Below are 17,328 nucleotides of genomic sequence, written 5' to 3' on the forward strand. Positions count from 1 at the left end.
AAACTTAGCAAGCTATGCAAAACTTTGATACGAAAACATTCGAACCGGGAGTCCACGGACCTATTTTTGACAATCTAATCAAATACGCGGTAGCACCTCGTCCAATCTGCTTCGCCAGTACAGTCGATGCGCAAGGACAAGTTAACTTAAGTCCATTCAGCTATTTCAATTATATGTCGCAGAATCCGCCCATCTGTGTATTCTCCCCATTGCGAAGAGTACGTGATGGTTCTATTAAGCATACTTTAGAAAACATCGAAGAGGTTCCGGAGGTAGTGATTAACATCGTTAATTTTGATATGGTACAGCAGCAATCGCTCGCGAGTACAGAATATGCAAAGGGAGTAAACGAATTTGAAAAATCAGGTCTAAGTCCTATTCCTTCGGTTCAAGTGAAGCCGCCTCGCGTTGCGGAGTCTCCAATTCAATTGGAATGTAGGGTTCGACAAATTATCCCTCTTTCAGAAGATGGCGGAGCAGGTAACCTCGTGATTGCAGAGGTTCTGTGTATGCATGTAAAGAGTCATCTATTAGATGAAGATGATCAAGTCAATCAGGCAGAGTTAGATTTAGTCGCTCGTTTAGGAGGCAACTGGTATTGCCGAGTAACGGAAGAGAATCTTTTTGAAGTACCCAAGCCTTTACGTAAACTAGGAATTGGTGTAGATAAACTTCCTGAGCACATTCGTCTATCAAATGTATTGACGGGCAATCAATTGGGATTATTAGCAAATATCGAGCAGCTCCCAACCGAAACCGAATTAGCGGAAAACGATTCCCACGTACAACAACTCTTGGAGATGTGGAAGAATGACCAGACGCAATTAACAAATGAGCTGCATCGATATGCAGCCCAACTTCTCGATCAAGGTGAAACCGATTTCGCTTGGCAGGTATTATTACTCGCCTAACGTCAAGCTAATATGCTTATCCTTGGCCAAACGAATACCATCCTGAATTAACTTATCTAATTCAGGATGTCTTTTCCCAAACGCCGCTAAAACTTGCTCCGCCTCCTCTGCTACAGAAGTATCGTTTCGATCTAAAGCGATCTCCAATATTTCTAAAGCGGCAAGCCAATTATCCAGATAATTCGTATCCAGGACATGTAAATGTTTGTCCAACCTTACCAACTCGCCGACTTCCTCTCGTATGATCCGAAGTTCTTGATAAACTTGCTGTAATGCAATCACACGGTCAGAATAATGTACGGCCGTAAGCACCGTATTTTCAACTTCTTCAATTTCCTCATATGCATCTTTATCTGCTGCACCAGCATAGACGGAGATGATCTCTTCTCCAATTGCCATGTCGTAGGTGCCCCAGCTAGGTTGAAAATAAACAGTTCCTGCTTCATCCTGTACCGTACAATCCTCCAAGGCAATTAGCAGCAATTTGCCATTTCGATAAGTGAACGATTTCACCAATCCGGAAACACGCAATCCAGATTCAAAATATAAATCCGCAGGAGTTGAAAGGCGGATTCCATAATCTGCTAATTCACGTTCAGTCAAATTTTCTAAACTCTTGCCTAAACCTTTCAAAGCTCCAACTGGGGAACTAAAGCCATCTTGATGATAAGTCTTTCCGTGCCGTTCCAATTCTTTACCCTCAAAAGCTAAAGCAGTCGGACCTTGAGTTTTAACACCGCTGAATTTCTCCCCTTTAGAAAAATCAACAAATACGCCAGAAACTTCTAATCCCGAACTATAAACAACAGTGCAGACCGTACGACTGTCAATTGCTTTGTCTACACTTTCCTTACCTCCCACCCGAAAAGCCATTTGATTCGCAAACTCATCTAGAACAGCATAAACCTGATGGAAATTCGAAGTAACAAACAACTGTGGCTGCGGCTTAGTAATATCATAACTATAGTTAATCGCTTCTAGTGTGTACGGTAATTTAGTTACTTCTGCACGCATGCAATTCGCACTCTCGCCAATAGAAGAAAGTAACCCTGCTCCATATATTTTAGGGATTTCTAAACTACCGATTAGCCCGTACTCTACGGTCCACCAGTGTAACCTACTTAATAAGGCCATCTCAGATGGTTCCCCCATATCACTAGAAATCGCTTCAAACTTCTTTTCTGCTGCTGTAATTTCCGCTTCGGTAGCCCCTTCCTTTTCTTTTACTATCGATAACTCGCGGATAGCTTCGTATAATTCCATGTCCTTACCCGAACTCAACGCTTTGGTGCCTACGGAACCAAAGTATTGTAGATAATCGGCATATTCAGGTTCCCCAATAATTGGAGCATGTCCTGAAGATTCATGTATAATATCTGGCGCTGGTGTATAGGATATATGTTCGATGTTTCGAATATCAGCAGCAATAACAAGAACACGATGTGCTTGAAACTCCATAAAAGCAGAAGGCGGAATAAAGCCATCGACCGTCACAGCGCCCCAACCAATTTGTCGCAACGCATTATTCATTTCCTGTAAATTCGGAACTTTCTCGATGCTGAGCCCAGCTTTTGTTAAGCCAGGGATATAAGGATAATAAGCAATATCACGGAGATAAGCATAATTCTGACGCATCACATAGCGCCACACCGCTTGATCAATCGCTGTATAACGAGAATAGTCCTGCGGAACAATGTATCTTATCAGATGCTTAGGCAGTTGAGCAACCACCGGGTTATCATAATGATTCATTTATAATTGTTTTAGCAAACATAATTATTTTAACATTTAATTACAACGAATATTAATTGGTAGAGCCGATAATTTTTTAAAAATTGCCTAGAGCACGATTAGAGTGAGATAAGTTTAGTAATTTAACAATTTGATAAAATACAACCCATTATAAACCAACATTTTTTTATTTTTGCAAACTTCTTCTTTTTGTCGATGTTTAATGGAGGAAGAAGTCCGTCTGTAAAGCGACGGGTTAATTTGAATTGAAATGGATGAAAACCTTAGACTATTTGATCTAGCCTTTAGGCAGATTGAGCTCTTTCCAAACCTTGATATTTTCTCGCATAAAAAAGATGGCGAGTGGAAGCCCATCAAAACCGAGCAATTTTTAACGGAGGTTAATGCCCTCTCCAAAGGACTTATCGAATTAGGGGTAAAACCTAACGAAAAAGTAGGTCTTATTGCCGATAGCAGTGTCGAATGGCATATCGTAGATTTTGCTATACAACAAATCGGCGCCGTAACGGTGGCAATCTATCCCAATATAACCGACGCTGATTATCAGTTTATCTTCAACGATGCTGAAATCAAACTATGTATCGTCAGCACCAAATCCTTATATAATCGAATTTTATCATTCAAAGACTCCATTTATACATTGAAGTATGTATTCGCTATGGAGAAGCATGAGGATGTCAGAAATTGGGATGAGCTTAAAGTGTTAGGGAATAAGATCCCTGATGCGCAGCTGGAGACGCTTCGTAACGCCGTTAAAGCTGAAGATTTAGCGACCTTAATTTACACGTCAGGAACGACAGGAAAACCAAAAGGCGTTATGCTTACGCATAACAATATTATTTCGAATGTATTGGCCGCGCGTGAAATCACACCTTGCCAAGCATATCATCGCTCATTGACATTCTTACCTCCATGTCATGCTTATGAGCGTATGGTTATCTATACTTATCTTTATATTGGTATTACAACCCATATCGCAGAATCCCTAGATAAAATCGGACAAAATATTAAAGAGGTACAACCTCATATTATGACGGCTGTTCCGCGTATTTTGGAGAAAGTATATGAGAAGATTATGAAAGCGGGACTTGAGCTCAATGGCATGAAACGCAATATCTTCGATTGGGCTGTTAAAGTTGCTGAGGACTATGATCCTGATCCTAAAAAACGAAGTTTCACTTACAATATAAAGCTCAAACTCGCTAAAAAACTAGTCTTAGACAAGTGGTATGAAGCATTAGGTGGGCATTTGATGACTGTTGCTTCAGGCAGTGCGTCTTTACAGGCAAAATTAGCACGAGTCTTGTTAGCGGCAGGTATTCCATTATTTGAAGGCTATGGTATGACTGAAGCCTCTCCTTTGATTTCCGTAAACCATTATATTAAGGGAACGCGCGTAGGAACGGTTGGTCTTGCTGTGAAGTACGTGGATATCAAATTGGCTGAGGATGGAGAAATCCTCGTTAAAGGTCCAAATGTCATGCAGGGCTATTACAAGAATAATGAAGAAACCAGTAAAACCATTATCGACGGTTGGTTACACACCGGGGATATAGGTACTTGGGAAGAAGGACAATTCTTAAAAATTATCGACCGCAAGAAAGAGATGTTTAAGATCTCAGGTGGAAAGTACGTTATCCCTCAACCTATCGAGAAAAAACTGCTCGAGTCGAATTATATCGAGCAAGCAATGGTTATCGGCGATGGGCAGAAGTTTGCTTCGGCGTATATCGTACCGAACTATGCGCATCTTGTTGACTGGAGTAAATCCGAAGCACCTGAATTACGCGATCTTCCGAAAGACCAATTCTTGAAACAAGACAAGGTTGTTCGAAAGATTAACAAGGAAGTTCAATTGGCCAATCAGCATTTTGGAAATTGGGAGCAGATTAAACGTCCCATTATCTTGCTCAATGAATTTACAATTGAGGATGGTGAATTAACACCAACCTTAAAGATGAAACGAAAGGTAATTCTAGAAAAATACAAGAAGGAATTCGAAGATTTATACCACACCGCTGACTAATCTCAACGATATATCATCAATAAAAGCCCTAATTTACTATTAAGGCTTTTTTATTTCCTTCCAATTATTTCTTATCTTACATCAAGAATCACCAAGATAAATTTCCCGATTTTGTCGAACTATTAATAAGAAAAGGAATACATCATGAAAGAACAATTTGAACCCATTCCAGTCGTTAAGAACGAAGAACAAGGTCGATTTGAATTAAATGTAGATGGACATATCGCATTTATCGACTACAAAGAAACCAACAGCAACGTTGCATTGGTTCATACTGAAGCGCCATCGGAACTCGCAGGCACAGGTGCAGCCGCTGCATTAGTTGAAAAGACTTTGGTATATATTGAAGAAGCTGGTAAGAAAGTATTGCCATATTGTCCGTACGTTTATGCATTTATCAAAAAACATCCCGAATGGAAGCGCTTAGTAGCTCCTCATTTTCCGGGCTATGATCAACTCTAGTTTATTTATCTTTGTCGATCCGTCGAAAAGAAAAATAAGCGAAAACAAAACTTATGTCAACAAACGAACATCTATCTAGAAAATCGTTTATAAAAAATGCCGCGTTAGGAATTGCAGGTGTAGGAGCCTCTCCCCTTATCGGTGGATTTACGAGCCCTGAGCAAGTACAGAAGAAAACAAAGGAAATGAAGCTACTAAAAAACGTCAGACTAGAAACTGGTTTCGAATATGATGGCGATGAAGTTATTGCGACAAAAACTGATTTATTCTGTGTAGAGCTGGCAGATGGGAAGATAAAATCTGTTCAGAAAAACAACCCCAAAGCGGATGCATTTGACGCCAAAGGCATGCTGATGCTCCCTGCTTTTAAGGACAAGCACATCCACTTGGACAAGACCTTCTATGGCGGTCCTTGGAAAATTGTTAAACGTCGTCCTGGTGGATTAAAAGGGATGATTGCACTGGAACAAGAAGTTCTTCCAGAAATGTTGAAGACTTCGACCTTTCGTGCTGAAAAACTAATCGAGCTGCTACAATCCAAAGGTACCAACTTTGCAAGAAGCCATGTCAATATCGAACCAACGTCTAAACTGCAGTCTTTAAAAAATCTGCAGGTCGCATTGGAGAATAAAAAAGCAGGTTTTGATGCAGAATTAGTAGCCTTCCCACAACATGGTCTTTATTATACTGACACCGTTCCTCTATTAAAAGAAGCCGCGAAAATGGATATTGATTTTATCGGCGGATTAGATCCTTTTACAATCGATGGATCAATCGAAAAGCCTATTGATTTCACTGTTCAACTTGCTTTAGACCATCAAAAAGGGATTGACATACATTTACATGAATCAGGGCAATCCGGTGTAGATACCATTGAATACCTGATTAAGAAAGTCTTAGAAAATCCGAGCCTAAAAGGCAAAACTTACCTCAGTCACTGTTTCGCTTTATCGGCGATTCCTGCCAGCAAACAAGAAGAACTCGCAGAGAAACTCGCCGCAGCAGAAGTTGGAATTGTCTCAACCATTCCTTTCGGTGGTCGCGTAATGCCTATCCCTACTTTATTAAAACATGGAGTCCATGTCGCAACGGGAATTGATAGTGTAATCGATCATTGGGGCATTTATGGTACAGGCTCTGTCTTAGACAAAGCCAGCTTAATGGCACAACTTTACGGCTTCGGTAATGAATTTATGTTGTCACGAAGCTTACGCTTAGCCACAGACAATGTATCACCACTGGACGATAAAGGAAACCAACAATGGCCAAAGTCTAACGACAAAGCGGACTTTGTATTGGTCCATAGCAGTTGTTCCGCAGAGGCAGTTGCACGAGTTCCCGAAATTGAACACCTCATACATGCAGGTAAGCTAGTTTACTAACAATATTCAACTGAATATCATAAAGCTTGTTATTTACGACAAATAAGTCTTAAATAACAAGCTTTTCTTTTATCTTTGAAAAAAGGTTAATAAAAAGAATAAATTATGTTCTCAAAAGCTGCTGAGCATGGAATCAAAGCAATTATCTACATTGCCACCCAGTCGATGGAGGGTAAGCGCGTAAAAATTGGCGAAGTATCTGAACATACGGCGACACCTGAAGCGTTTACTGCAAAAGTCTTAGGCACTTTAACGAAGTATAAAATTTTGCAGTCCATCAAAGGGCCATATGGAGGTTTTCAAATGTCAGAGCGCCAAATTGAAGACGTTAAAGTAGCCGATATCGTCAAGGCACTGGATGGGGACCAAATTTTTACAGGTTGTGCTTTAGGCTTATCCGCTTGCAATCACTTAAACCCCTGCCCTATGCATGAACGTTTTGTCGCAATCCGCAGCGAGTTAAAGAGCATGATGGAGAGTACCACAATTCATGATTTAGCAACAGGGCTAATTGCTGGAGAATCTGTACTCATGCGTACTGAACAATAAGATTTTAAACGTCATCCATAGCAACCCTCATAATTAAGATCAAGGCGATGAAAAAAGATATTCAAACGATAGAAGACATCAAAATGTTGGTCGATACATTCTACGATCGGATTCGAGAGAATGAATTGTTGGGCAATATATTCAATCACATCATTCAAGATCGATGGCCCGAGCATTTAGAAAAGATGTACCGCTTTTGGCAAACCGTTCTCTTCGATGAGCACACCTATTTTGGAAGCCCTTTCCCTCCGCATATGCATATGCCCATTGAGAAGCTTCATTTTGACACTTGGATTGCCCTATTTAGCAAAACAGTTGATGAGCTTTTTGAAGGCGAAAAAGCCGAGCGCGCGAAATGGCAAGGCGGACGAATGGCTGAGATGTTTCAACATAAAATTGCATACTATCGTCAGCAAGGTGGAAAACCACTCGCCTAGTCTAAAACATCCCACCAGTTTTTTTTGTTTATTCTCCAAAAAGAATGATGCTTAAAATCCAGATCAAAAGAATCTATGATGAATATGCTGAGAGCGATGGCTATCGCATCTTAGTCGATCGCTTATGGCCGCGCGGTATCGCTAAAGACAAGGCAAAAATTGATGAATGGAATAAGACGCTCCCCCCTTCCACAGAATTGCGTAAAGCATTTAACCATCAACCTGAATTATTTGAGCAATTTAAGGAGGCCTATGTAAAGGAATTGGCAACACATATAGATGATATCATGCGTGTTGCAAAGATCGCAGAGACGCGAACTGTAACTCTCTTATATGGAAGAAAAGATCCCCAGGTCAATCATGCTATCGTATTGAAAGAGTTTATCCTCTCCAAAGCTTAGCCGATTAACCTGAAGACAATAATCCTATTTACGAACCCAAGTATTAAAAAACGCTAGGACTTTCTCTTGGTCATAACTCTTATCCTTCTCTAAATTCCCACTTTCTCGAACGTTTAGTACCTTTCCATTTGGATCCAAGACGATAAAGAATGGAAACCCTAAGGCAGGACCTTTAGGTGCATATTTTTCAAAGAATGCTTTATTTTCATTCTCTTTTGAATAGTTCGCGTGATAATACAAGAAATTATCATTTACAACTTTCGCTACTGCTTCATTTTCATGGATATATTGGTTAAACTTTAAACACCAAAAACACCAATTGCCGCCCGCTTGAACGATAATGTTTTTATTCTCCTTTTGTGATTGCGTAATCAACTTATCTAAGTCCGCTTGTGGATCCGCTTCGGGATGATAAGGCTTCTCTATCGGTGCCGTTTCCTTTGGCTTTTCTGTCTGCGCATGAGCATTTACGGAGATTAATCCTAATCCCAAGATTATGGCGCTGTAAAACAATGGTAAAATCTTCCCTTTCATTACAATTCAATTTTAAATTATAAACCTAAATTAGCGATTCTTGTGTATTTTTATGCCAATTTAATGTCAAGCTTTCTTTCAATATGAACTACGCTCATTGGCTAATCTACCACTCTTACTACCGTTGGCTTGTCATTTTCGCACTCCTCATCCAGTTTATTTGGGTTTATATCCAAAAACGTAACAATCGTATTTTTGTACGGAAGGACATACAAGTACTTGTATTTTTCTGTCTGATCTATAATATACAGCTTTTGCTTGGCTGGATGCTCTACCTCAGTAGTCCGCTCAGTATGTCCTTTTGGGCCGATCTGCCGGCGAGCTTGAAGAATAGACAAGTCCGATTCTTTGGACTCGAACATATGAGTATGATGACGGTGGGTATTATCTGGATGAATGTACTGACGCTAATAGTTCGCAAGAAGATCGGCACCCCAGCATTCACTTATCTTTGGAAACGCTATCTCTGGATTTACTTAATCATTCTAACGTCCGTTCCTTGGTCCTTTTCGCCGCTGACCAGCCGACCGAATTTTAGGTAACAGCTTTTGAGCTGAGGCCTAGCTGAACCCTACTTTAAGCCTAGCTTAACCCTTAATTCCTGCCTAAAAGCGCTTCATCTTCGAATCAAGTGGCCTTGATTATCATTGAAGATCGCATTCAATAAAAAACACAGATGCCCGCATTGCGGGCATCATGTTAATTATCTTACCCCCAATGTTTGAGGTTAAGATAGAGGAAGTGTATCGATTACGATACTGTGAAGATTCTTCTAGTTATATGTCTCTATAAAACGTAATAATTTAATTTAAATTATCTCCATCCTCCGCCTAACGCGCGATAAAGATCTACATAGGATTCTAAGTGCTCCTGGCGTAGCTCGACCAGGGCTAAATCAGAATTCAAAGCATTCCCTTGTGCAGTGATAACCTCTAAATAGGTTGCATATCCACTACGGAATAACAAATTCGCATTTCTAACTGCTTTTGATGAATTTTCAACCCGAAGTCTCGCTAAATCCAACTGCTCACGCAATTTGTCAACCGTGATAACTGCGTCAGATACTTCTGAAACGGCTTCCACCACAGATTGTTGAAGTGCTAATTCAGACTTCTCGCGTTCGATTTTTGCAATCTCCCATTTTGTCTTTAAGGTTTTGCTTTTGAAAATTGGCGCTGTTAGTTCACCAGTAATCCCTCCCAATAATGCTCCGGGAATCGAGAACCAGTTTTTCGGAAGCATAGCATTTACCCCCAAGCTCCCTCCTAGCGTAAGCGCAGGATAACGCATCGCCTGCTGAATATTAGAATTGGCATTGGCAGCGATCAATTCAAACTCCGCCGATCGGATGTCTGGACGATTACGGATAATCTCTAATGGCGATCCCAATGAAATATCTTTATTTTCAGCGAACAAATGCTCGAAGCTAGTTCCTCGCTTAATTGATTCTGGCATTTGCCCGGTAAGGACGCGTAATGCATTCTCCTGAATAATAATTTCGCGCTCTAGTTTCGGAACTAAGGAAGCCGCAATCAATCGCTGCGATTCCGTTTGTTGAATCGCTAGGGAGGTAATCTCGCCCGCTTCATATTGCAGCTTTATCATTTGAAGGGTGCTATCGTTTAACTGCACATTGCGCTTAGCCACTTCAATCTTTGCGTCAAGCATGAGCAAATTAAAATATCCCTTTGCTACATTACTTACAATCTGCGTTTGAATAGCATTCTTTGCTTCACGGGTATTTAAATACTCCGCCAACAATTGGTCTTTGGAGTTTGCAATCTTTCCCCATATATCGATCTCCCAGTTAAAGCCGAGTTCGGTTCCGTACTGAGATAAATAAGTGAACATATTCTCTGGCGCTTTCGTTCCATGACGCTCATACCAGCGTGCTGATGGTGAAGAACCAAATTCTTTGGAACGCCATTGCTTATTGGCTCCAGCGATAACCATGTCCACTTGTGGCAAATAGTCTAATTTATTACGACGAAGTTCCTTATTTGCAATTTCAATATTCAGCAATGCCGTCTTCATATCGAAGTTATTGTTCAATGCCGAATCAATCAAATCTTTCAACGTGGGATCATGGAAAAATTGTTTCCATGTCGTCTTGCTAATACTCGTTGTATCGCCAAAATAAGCAAGGGTATCTCCTCTATAACTTTCCGGTAAATTGAGCTCCGGTTGTGTATACTTCTGCCCTACTTTACAACTCTGTATAAACAGTATGGCAAGAAACAAACCGACAATACTCAGTCTTGTTATGCATTTCTTCTTCATTATTCTTCCTCTGTTTTAATTTTACTTCTAACTAGCTCATCCATGGTTTTGAAAACCACGAACAACACAGGTATGATAAAAATCCCGAATGTAACTCCAAATAACATCCCTCCTGCGGCACTAAAACTGATGGAATGGTTTCCTATCGCTGAAGGCCCGACAGACCACATTAAAGGAACCAAACCAGCAACGAACGCTAGTGACGTCATTAAGATCGGACGCAAACGTAATTTCGCACCATTGATAGCTGCGTCGACAATACTCATTCCTTTTTGCCGTTCTTGAACAGCAAACTCCACAATAAGGATGGCATTTTTCGCCAATAAACCAATCAGCATAATTAAACCGACCTGCACGTAAATATTATTCTGTAAGCCAACCAAAGCAATCGTTCCATATACTCCTATTAAACCAACGGGTACAGAAAGTAAGACCGCCCATGGCAATATATAACTCTCGTATTGAGCCGCCAATAAGAAATAGACGAACAGTATACTTAAGGCGAAGATTAGAATCGTCTGTGATCCAGATTGACTTTCTTCAAAACTCATACCTGTCCATTCATAGCCAAAGTTTCCGGGCAGCTTTTCCTCAGCGTGACGCTGAATAGCTTCCATTGCATCTCCAGTACTATAGCCTGGTGCTGGTTCTGCATTGACCGTAATGGCGTTATATAAATTATAGCGAGTTATGGTTTCGGGTCCTACTATTTTTTCCAATGTCAAGATCGTACTAATCGGCACCATCTTTCCTTGATCATTTCTGACAAAAATTGAATTAAAAGATTCTGGATCTTTACGGAAATCAAAATCTGATTGTACATAAACACGATACTGGCGGCCAAATCGACTAAAGTCAGACGCTTGCACCCGCGCAAAGTAAGAACGTATTGTTGACATCAAACTATTGATACTCACGCCCAGCGCTTTCGCTTTAACCACATCAATATTAACTTCATATTGCGGGAAGTTTGATTTGAATGAGGTATATGCACTACCTACTTCTGGTAGCTCATTTAATTCATTGATAAATGTATCTGCAATGACATTAAAGTCGCGAATATCTCCTCCTAATCGATCTTGCAAGACCAACTCTATTCCGGCAAAGTCTCCAAATCCTTGTACCGTTGGACGTGGGAATACTGTAAATTTAGCTTCATGTAATTGCGCCAAATCTTGACGAATGGTATCCATGAAGGCGACAATATTTTTTATTTTCTTACGATCGGCATGCGGTACCAGATTGATATATCCGGCAGCAAAGGCAGGACTTGAACTCGCGTCGAGCGCATTGTACCCAGAAACGGTAGTCATCCCTGCGATATCTTCATGCTTCTTCAAAATACTATCAGCTTTTTTTAACACTTCCGTTGTACGCGCTAATGAAGCGCCTGGAGGCATGGCTAAGTTGTAGGTAATAAATCCGTCATCTTCCGTAGGAATAAACGCTTTAGGGGACTTATACATAGCAAATACACCAATCGCGGTAATCAAAGCTAATCCTGCCCAAGCGACATTCTTCTTTTTGATCAGGTATTTCACCCCGATAATGTACTTGTTGGTAAAATTATCAAAGGCCGTATTGAACGCTTTAAAGAATCGACCTTTATACTTTTCAAATTTATTCTTATCCTTTTCTTCTTCCAATTCATCATGTGCAGGTTTCAATAATAAGGCACATAGCGCTGGACTTAAGGTTAAGGCATTCAATGCAGAAATTAGAATCGCTGTTGCTAAGGTATAGGCAAACTGTCTATAGAATATCCCTGCGGGACCTTCCATAAAACCAACTGGTAAGAACACCGCTGCCATCACCATTGTAATGGAAAGAATTGCAGAGGTAATCTCCGACATGGTCGACAAGGTTGCAGCTTTCGCTTTTAAGCCCGTATGATGCATCTTTTGATGTATGGCCTCGACGACGACAATGGCGTCATCGACCACAATACCAATAGCGAGTACTAAGGCGAACATCGTTAATACATTCAATGAGAAGCCGAATAGCTGCAGAAAGAAGAATGTACCAACTAAAGAGACCGGAATTGCAATCGCTGGAATCAGCGTTGAACGGAAGTCCTGCAAGAAAATAAAAACAATAATAAATACGAGGATAAATGCCTCGAATAAGGTATGTTTTACTTGCGATATGGACTCATCAATTTGATCGCGTACGGAATATGTTATTTCATAGTGAATCCCTTTCGGAAAGGTTTTTGCCTGCTCCTCCAATACTTTACGCACTTCGACATCAATATCGTGCGCATTGGAACCACTTGTCTGCGTTAAATTCAGGGTTAAGCCTGGGTGTCCATCCACCTTATTATCAGAACTTAGATTCGTTGCTCCGAATTCTACACGTGCAACGTCTTTCAGATAAAGTACAGATCCATCTTTATTCGTTTTTATGACGACATTTTGAAACTGCTCAGGTTCGGTAAAACGTCCTTTATGTTTGATGACGGTTTCAAAAGCCTCTTCCGAAGTTTCCCCGAATTTACCCGGCGCTATCTCGAAGTTTTGATCTTTAATTGCATCTGTAACATCTTTTGGAACGAGATTATATAAGGCTAATTTCTCAGGATTTAACCACAATCGCATGGCATAATCACGCGCACCAAGACGGGATACCTGCGCAACACCATCAACACGCAGTAAAGGGCGCATGAGGTTAATCTGTGCATAGGCTTGTAAGAATGTTTCGTCGTAGATACTATCTTGATGATCGGAGAATAAGTTAATGGTCATGATGACCCCACTCTGTCTCGGCATGGTAGTAATTCCGGCTTCATTAACTTCCGCTGGAATGGAGCTGATCGCCTTGGAAATACGGGTTTGCACATTGACAGAAGCAATATCTGGATTTGTTCCTGTTTTAAAGTATACGGTAACCGTTCCTGATCCGGAGTTGGATGCTGTCGAACGGATATAGGTCATGTTCTCGACGCCATTAATTGCCTCTTCAATCGGCAAGAGCACACTTTTCGCAACGGTCTCAGCCGTTGCTCCCGGATAACCTAGCGACACGACAACCGAGGGAGGCGCAATCTCGGGGAAACGCGTTACTGGCAGTAACTTCATTCCCACCAATCCGAGAATAACTAATATGATAGATACAACCGTAGCGAGGACGGGTCGATTTACGAATGTCTTAAGCATATAAAATATTTAGATAGATTGACTAGGCCCCCTCCCAGGCGGGAGGCAGCGTTAGCTTAAATTCATGAGAATTTCTATTTGTTTTGTTCAATAGGAATCACTGGCGAGCCATCTGTCAGTTTATCAAAACCACTTAACAGTACGCGATCACCTTCTTGTAATCCTTCTGAAACAATATAGTTTGCTTTACTCTTACCGGCAACTTTGATGTTACGGCGTTGAGCAGTATTATTTTTATCAACCACAAAGACAAAAGTCTTGTCTTGTAATTCGCTAGTAGCGACTTGTGGAATCTGAATAACCTGATCTTTAACTTCGGAAATCTTTAGCGTACCAGTACTACCTGAGCGTAAGATATTATCCGAATTGGCAAAGGATGCGCGTAAAGATATAGCGCCTGTCATACGGTCAACTTGACCATTCACTGCATCCACAGTACCTTTAAATTTATAGTCTTCACCATCCGCAAGGACGAGCGTAACGTCAGGGAAGGTTAGCTTTTTCTGCTTATCGTATTTTCTTCCTTCGATGCTATCTTTTTTGGCTTGCGCCTTGGAGAAGTATAAGAAATCAGACTCGTTCATAGCGAAATAAACATAGACTTCCTGCACGTCTGACAAATAAGTCAAAGGTTCCTTATCGCCTTTGGAAACAAGGTTTCCGACACGTTTAGGAATACGGCCAATATAACCGCTTACAGGTGCCGTCACAACGGTAAAGTCTTTCGACAATTGTGCCGATCGAACTTCCGCATTTGCTTGATCTAAGGTTGCTTTTGCCACTTGATAATCGGCTTGTGCAGAAGATAAACGAACTTCCGAAATAACTTCATTATCCACTAAGGGTTTCAAACGATCGACTTCTAATTGTGCATTTTTTAGTTTAGCGCGTGCAACCTGCTGGGAGGCTACAGAGTTATTTAAGTCTTCCTGATAGAATGCGGGATCGATCTTAAATAATTTCTGCCCTTTTTGTACAAAGGCACCCTCATCTACATAGATTTCTTGCAATAGACCTTCCACTTGCGGACGGACATCTACATTCACTTTACCCTCTATCGTACCTAAGTAATCTTTAATCGTTACTGCGTTATCACGTGTAACGGTGTAAACTGGTAGTGCTAATGCTTTGTTGCTTTCTTTCTCTTTTGATTTGCTCTCTGAACAGCTAGATAAAATACTGATGGAGCCGAACAATACGAATGTTGCTTTTAAAAATGATAAATTGAGTTTCTTCACAGTAATTATATGTTTTTATTCTTCCTTCGTAATATTTTTATTACACTTCCTCTTATTAACGTACTATTTAACAATTATTGTACCGTTTAACATTTGTTAACATTTTATTTTATAGTTAATTATAAACTACGGATAGAATCGATAGATGTTAAAACACTGGTTTCCAATGCATCTACGTGTAAGTACATTTAATATGATAAAAAGTTCTTGGGAGGATCCTTTTTATTCAAAAAATGCCTTTTTTGGATTAGAAATGAAGAAATTATTCCCTTACTGATTGGGGAACTAGACAATAAGGAACAACAAGATTGGTTCGGAAGGTTATTTTAAATACATGCCTTGTCGCACCAATAGCCCTCTGTATTTATTAAATACAGACGACTTGGAAACAAAGCCTAGGTATTGGTCATCTTTATTGACAACGGGTAGTATCCATACGTCGTCGCGATTCATCTTGGTCATAACGACTTCCATATTCTCCGTTTCCAAAATGATATCATTCGGCTTTTGGGCAAGCACCGCGAAGTTCTTATCCTTTCCTTCCTGCTCATCGAGCAGAATCGAGAATAAGCGTTCGCTATAGATAATACCTAATAGCTTACCGTCATCATCGACAATTGGAAAGATGTTCCGTTTCGAATGTATAATATCAGATTGTCGGTCGATAGGTCTTTCATCAGGCTTCAATACCACGAAGTTAGTTTCCATAACGTATCGAAGTTTCATCATGCTTAACACCGTTCGATCTTTATCTTCATAAGAAAGTAAATCGCCCGACTCTGCCAATACTTTTGTATAAATCGAATGCTTCATCGCCGCTCGATTGATAAAATACGATATGGAGGCCACAAGCATTAATGGAACCATCAAGGTATATCCCCCTGTAATTTCGGCAATTAAGAATATCCCCGTCAATGGCGCATGCATTACTCCCGCTAAGGCACCAGCCATACCTGCCATTACGAAGTTGGGCACATTTAATTGTACAATTCCCAATTGGTTCATACCAAACGCAAAAGCAAATCCTATTAGACCGCCCATGACAAGACTAGGCCCGAATACACCGCCGTTTCCTCCCCCATTGATCGTAAATAGAGACGCAATAGATTTGGCAAATAGCGTTAATACCGTGTAGCAGAGGACAACCCAACCAATATCTTTATAATCTGAGAATAAACTATTCTTTACGATTGCATCAAATCGGCCGTCGAGGATTTGTTGAATAGTTATATATCCTTCGCCATAGAGTGCCGGAAATATAAAGATCAATACTCCAAGCGATATTCCGCTTATCCAAACCTTGTTATAAGGGTTTTTAATCGCGGCAAACCAATTCTTCACCCATTGGGATATCTTGGAGAAATAAACCGTGTATATGCCTACCAAAACTGCTAACAGCAAGTAGAAAAATAAGGCTTCTACTTCCCATCCCATCGTCGTCGTATGGAAAAGAGGTTCGCTATAAAGAAGTTTTGAAATGACTGAAGCTAATGCTGCTGAGATTAATAAAGGGATAAAAGCGGGAATGGAGAACTCAGGTAGCAAAATCTCAATCGCGAAGATCATTCCAGCAACTGGGCTATTAAACGCCCCAGAGATACCTGCCGCAGCACCACAAGCCAATAACATGGTTATCTCTTTATAACTCAATCCAAAGAAACGTCCTATATTAGAGCCGATCGCAGATCCAGAATAGGCAATTGGTGCTTCAAGTCCGGACGAGCCTCCGAATCCGACGGTAAGCGCACTGGTTACGATTTGCGAATAGATGTTATGAAATTCGATACGGCTAGATTTCCGAGAGATGGAATATATGATTGGCGTAATTCCATGTTCAAGTTTCTTACCTCGAAGAAATTTACGAACAAACAATACACTCAAGAATATACCAATGAGCGGGAACACGAGGTAAACGGAATACTTATAATGCCAATCAACATCGTCTTGTAACGCGGAAGCTATGAAATGAGTCATTCCCTTTAAGAGTGCTGCTGCCAATCCACCGACAATACCAACAACAAAAGCTAAGATTACCAAGAAGTTCCGGTTAGAGATCTTCTTCATCCGCCATTTATTAATATACTCCAGTTTTCTTAGCAATCGCTCTCTCATATTATATGCAAATATAGGAACACTTTGCTAGTTACCTAAATGGATTCATGGCTCCGGAAAACATTTTGTATTTTTGAGACGAAACAAAT

At 40.6% G+C, this 17,328-nt stretch carries 14 protein-coding genes; 8 read left to right on the forward strand and 6 right to left on the reverse strand.

The annotated features are described in order from the left end of the window. Positions 1–14: 14 nt before the first annotated feature. On the forward strand, positions 15–911 hold the full coding sequence (locus tag GFH32_RS11395) for a flavin reductase family protein (RefSeq protein ID WP_153511723.1): 897 nt from the start codon (positions 15–17) through the stop codon (positions 909–911). Here GFH32_RS11395 and GFH32_RS11400 read toward each other — a convergent pair. Further along, positions 900–2,663, reverse strand: a complete 1,764-nt coding sequence (locus GFH32_RS11400) for an aromatic amino acid hydroxylase (RefSeq protein ID WP_153511724.1) — start codon at positions 2,661–2,663, stop codon at positions 900–902. The two genes, GFH32_RS11395 and GFH32_RS11400, sit on opposite strands and share 12 nt — an antisense overlap. Positions 2,664–2,913: 250 nt before the next feature. On the opposite strand from GFH32_RS11400, the gene GFH32_RS11405 reads away from it, so the two are divergent. From GFH32_RS11405 to GFH32_RS11430, 6 genes are all read left to right on the forward strand, one after another. Beyond that, entirely contained in the window at positions 2,914–4,689 is a 1,776-nt protein-coding gene (locus GFH32_RS11405; RefSeq protein WP_153511725.1) for an AMP-dependent synthetase/ligase, read from the forward strand. 144 nt (positions 4,690–4,833) lie between these two features. After that, complete coding sequence (locus GFH32_RS11410; RefSeq protein WP_153511726.1) at positions 4,834–5,151, forward strand: GNAT family N-acetyltransferase; 318 nt, start codon at positions 4,834–4,836, stop codon at positions 5,149–5,151. 53 nt (positions 5,152–5,204) lie between these two features. After that, positions 5,205–6,533 carry an amidohydrolase gene (locus GFH32_RS11415; RefSeq protein ID WP_153511727.1) on the forward strand — a complete coding sequence of 443 codons (1,329 nt, stop codon included), beginning with the start codon at positions 5,205–5,207 and terminating at the stop codon, positions 6,531–6,533. Positions 6,534–6,638: 105 nt separating this feature from the next. Continuing rightward, positions 6,639–7,082 carry an RrF2 family transcriptional regulator gene (locus GFH32_RS11420; RefSeq protein WP_153511728.1) on the forward strand — a complete coding sequence of 148 codons (444 nt, stop codon included), beginning with the start codon at positions 6,639–6,641 and terminating at the stop codon, positions 7,080–7,082. 47 nt (positions 7,083–7,129) lie between these two features. Continuing rightward, positions 7,130–7,519, forward strand: coding sequence for a group III truncated hemoglobin (locus tag GFH32_RS11425; protein ID WP_153511729.1), 390 nt, complete (start codon positions 7,130–7,132; stop codon positions 7,517–7,519). A gap of 44 nt (positions 7,520–7,563) precedes the next feature. Beyond that, on the forward strand, positions 7,564–7,920 hold the full coding sequence (locus GFH32_RS11430; RefSeq protein WP_228384119.1) for a DUF488 domain-containing protein: 357 nt from the start codon (positions 7,564–7,566) through the stop codon (positions 7,918–7,920). A gap of 24 nt (positions 7,921–7,944) precedes the next feature. On the opposite strand, the gene GFH32_RS11435 is transcribed toward GFH32_RS11430, so the two are convergent. Continuing rightward, positions 7,945–8,454, reverse strand: a complete 510-nt coding sequence (locus GFH32_RS11435; RefSeq protein WP_153511730.1) for a thioredoxin family protein — start codon at positions 8,452–8,454, stop codon at positions 7,945–7,947. Positions 8,455–8,537: 83 nt separating this feature from the next. On the opposite strand from GFH32_RS11435, the gene GFH32_RS11440 reads away from it, so the two are divergent. Beyond that, entirely contained in the window at positions 8,538–8,996 is a 459-nt protein-coding gene (locus tag GFH32_RS11440; protein WP_153511731.1) for a hypothetical protein, read from the forward strand. Positions 8,997–9,267: 271 nt separating this feature from the next. Here GFH32_RS11440 and GFH32_RS11445 read toward each other — a convergent pair whose 3' ends face one another. From GFH32_RS11445 to GFH32_RS11460, 4 genes are all read right to left on the reverse strand, one after another. Beyond that, on the reverse strand, positions 9,268–10,734 hold the full coding sequence (locus GFH32_RS11445; RefSeq protein ID WP_153511732.1) for an efflux transporter outer membrane subunit: 1,467 nt from the start codon (positions 10,732–10,734) through the stop codon (positions 9,268–9,270). Then, positions 10,734–13,889: an efflux RND transporter permease subunit gene (locus GFH32_RS11450; protein WP_153511733.1), complete on the reverse strand. Its 3,156-nt coding sequence runs from the start codon at positions 13,887–13,889 to the stop codon at positions 10,734–10,736. Before GFH32_RS11450 ends, GFH32_RS11445 begins: the two co-directional genes overlap by 1 nt. Before the next feature lie 74 nt (positions 13,890–13,963). After that, positions 13,964–15,127 carry an efflux RND transporter periplasmic adaptor subunit gene (locus tag GFH32_RS11455; protein ID WP_228384120.1) on the reverse strand — a complete coding sequence of 388 codons (1,164 nt, stop codon included), beginning with the start codon at positions 15,125–15,127 and terminating at the stop codon, positions 13,964–13,966. 321 nt (positions 15,128–15,448) lie between these two features. Continuing rightward, complete coding sequence (locus GFH32_RS11460) at positions 15,449–17,239, reverse strand: chloride channel protein (protein WP_153511735.1); 1,791 nt, start codon at positions 17,237–17,239, stop codon at positions 15,449–15,451. Positions 17,240–17,328: the final 89 nt, after the last annotated feature.

The sequence above is a fragment of the Sphingobacteruim zhuxiongii genome (assembly GCF_009557615.1).
GTDB classification, from domain to species: Bacteria; Bacteroidota; Bacteroidia; order Sphingobacteriales; family Sphingobacteriaceae; genus Sphingobacterium; species Sphingobacterium zhuxiongii.

Bases quoted from the DNA above. Each gene is read 5' to 3' on its own strand.
- GFH32_RS11440 (WP_153511731.1), top strand. From the start codon at position 8,538: ATGAACTACGCTCATTGGCTAATCTACCACTCTTACTACCGTTGGCTT.
- GFH32_RS11460 (WP_153511735.1), bottom strand. From the start codon at position 17,239: ATGAGAGAGCGATTGCTAAGAAAACTGGAGTATATTAATAAATGGCGG.
- GFH32_RS11400 (WP_153511724.1), bottom strand. From the start codon at position 2,663: ATGAATCATTATGATAACCCGGTGGTTGCTCAACTGCCTAAGCATCTG.
- GFH32_RS11405 (WP_153511725.1), top strand. From the start codon at position 2,914: ATGGATGAAAACCTTAGACTATTTGATCTAGCCTTTAGGCAGATTGAG.
- GFH32_RS11420 (WP_153511728.1), top strand. From the start codon at position 6,639: ATGTTCTCAAAAGCTGCTGAGCATGGAATCAAAGCAATTATCTACATT.
- GFH32_RS11435 (WP_153511730.1), bottom strand. From the start codon at position 8,454: ATGAAAGGGAAGATTTTACCATTGTTTTACAGCGCCATAATCTTGGGA.
- GFH32_RS11445 (WP_153511732.1), bottom strand. From the start codon at position 10,734: ATGAAGAAGAAATGCATAACAAGACTGAGTATTGTCGGTTTGTTTCTT.
- GFH32_RS11395 (WP_153511723.1), top strand. From the start codon at position 15: ATGCAAAACTTTGATACGAAAACATTCGAACCGGGAGTCCACGGACCT.
- GFH32_RS11415 (WP_153511727.1), top strand. From the start codon at position 5,205: ATGTCAACAAACGAACATCTATCTAGAAAATCGTTTATAAAAAATGCC.
- GFH32_RS11410 (WP_153511726.1), top strand. From the start codon at position 4,834: ATGAAAGAACAATTTGAACCCATTCCAGTCGTTAAGAACGAAGAACAA.
- GFH32_RS11430 (WP_228384119.1), top strand. From the start codon at position 7,564: ATGATGCTTAAAATCCAGATCAAAAGAATCTATGATGAATATGCTGAG.
- GFH32_RS11450 (WP_153511733.1), bottom strand. From the start codon at position 13,889: ATGCTTAAGACATTCGTAAATCGACCCGTCCTCGCTACGGTTGTATCT.
- GFH32_RS11425 (WP_153511729.1), top strand. From the start codon at position 7,130: ATGAAAAAAGATATTCAAACGATAGAAGACATCAAAATGTTGGTCGAT.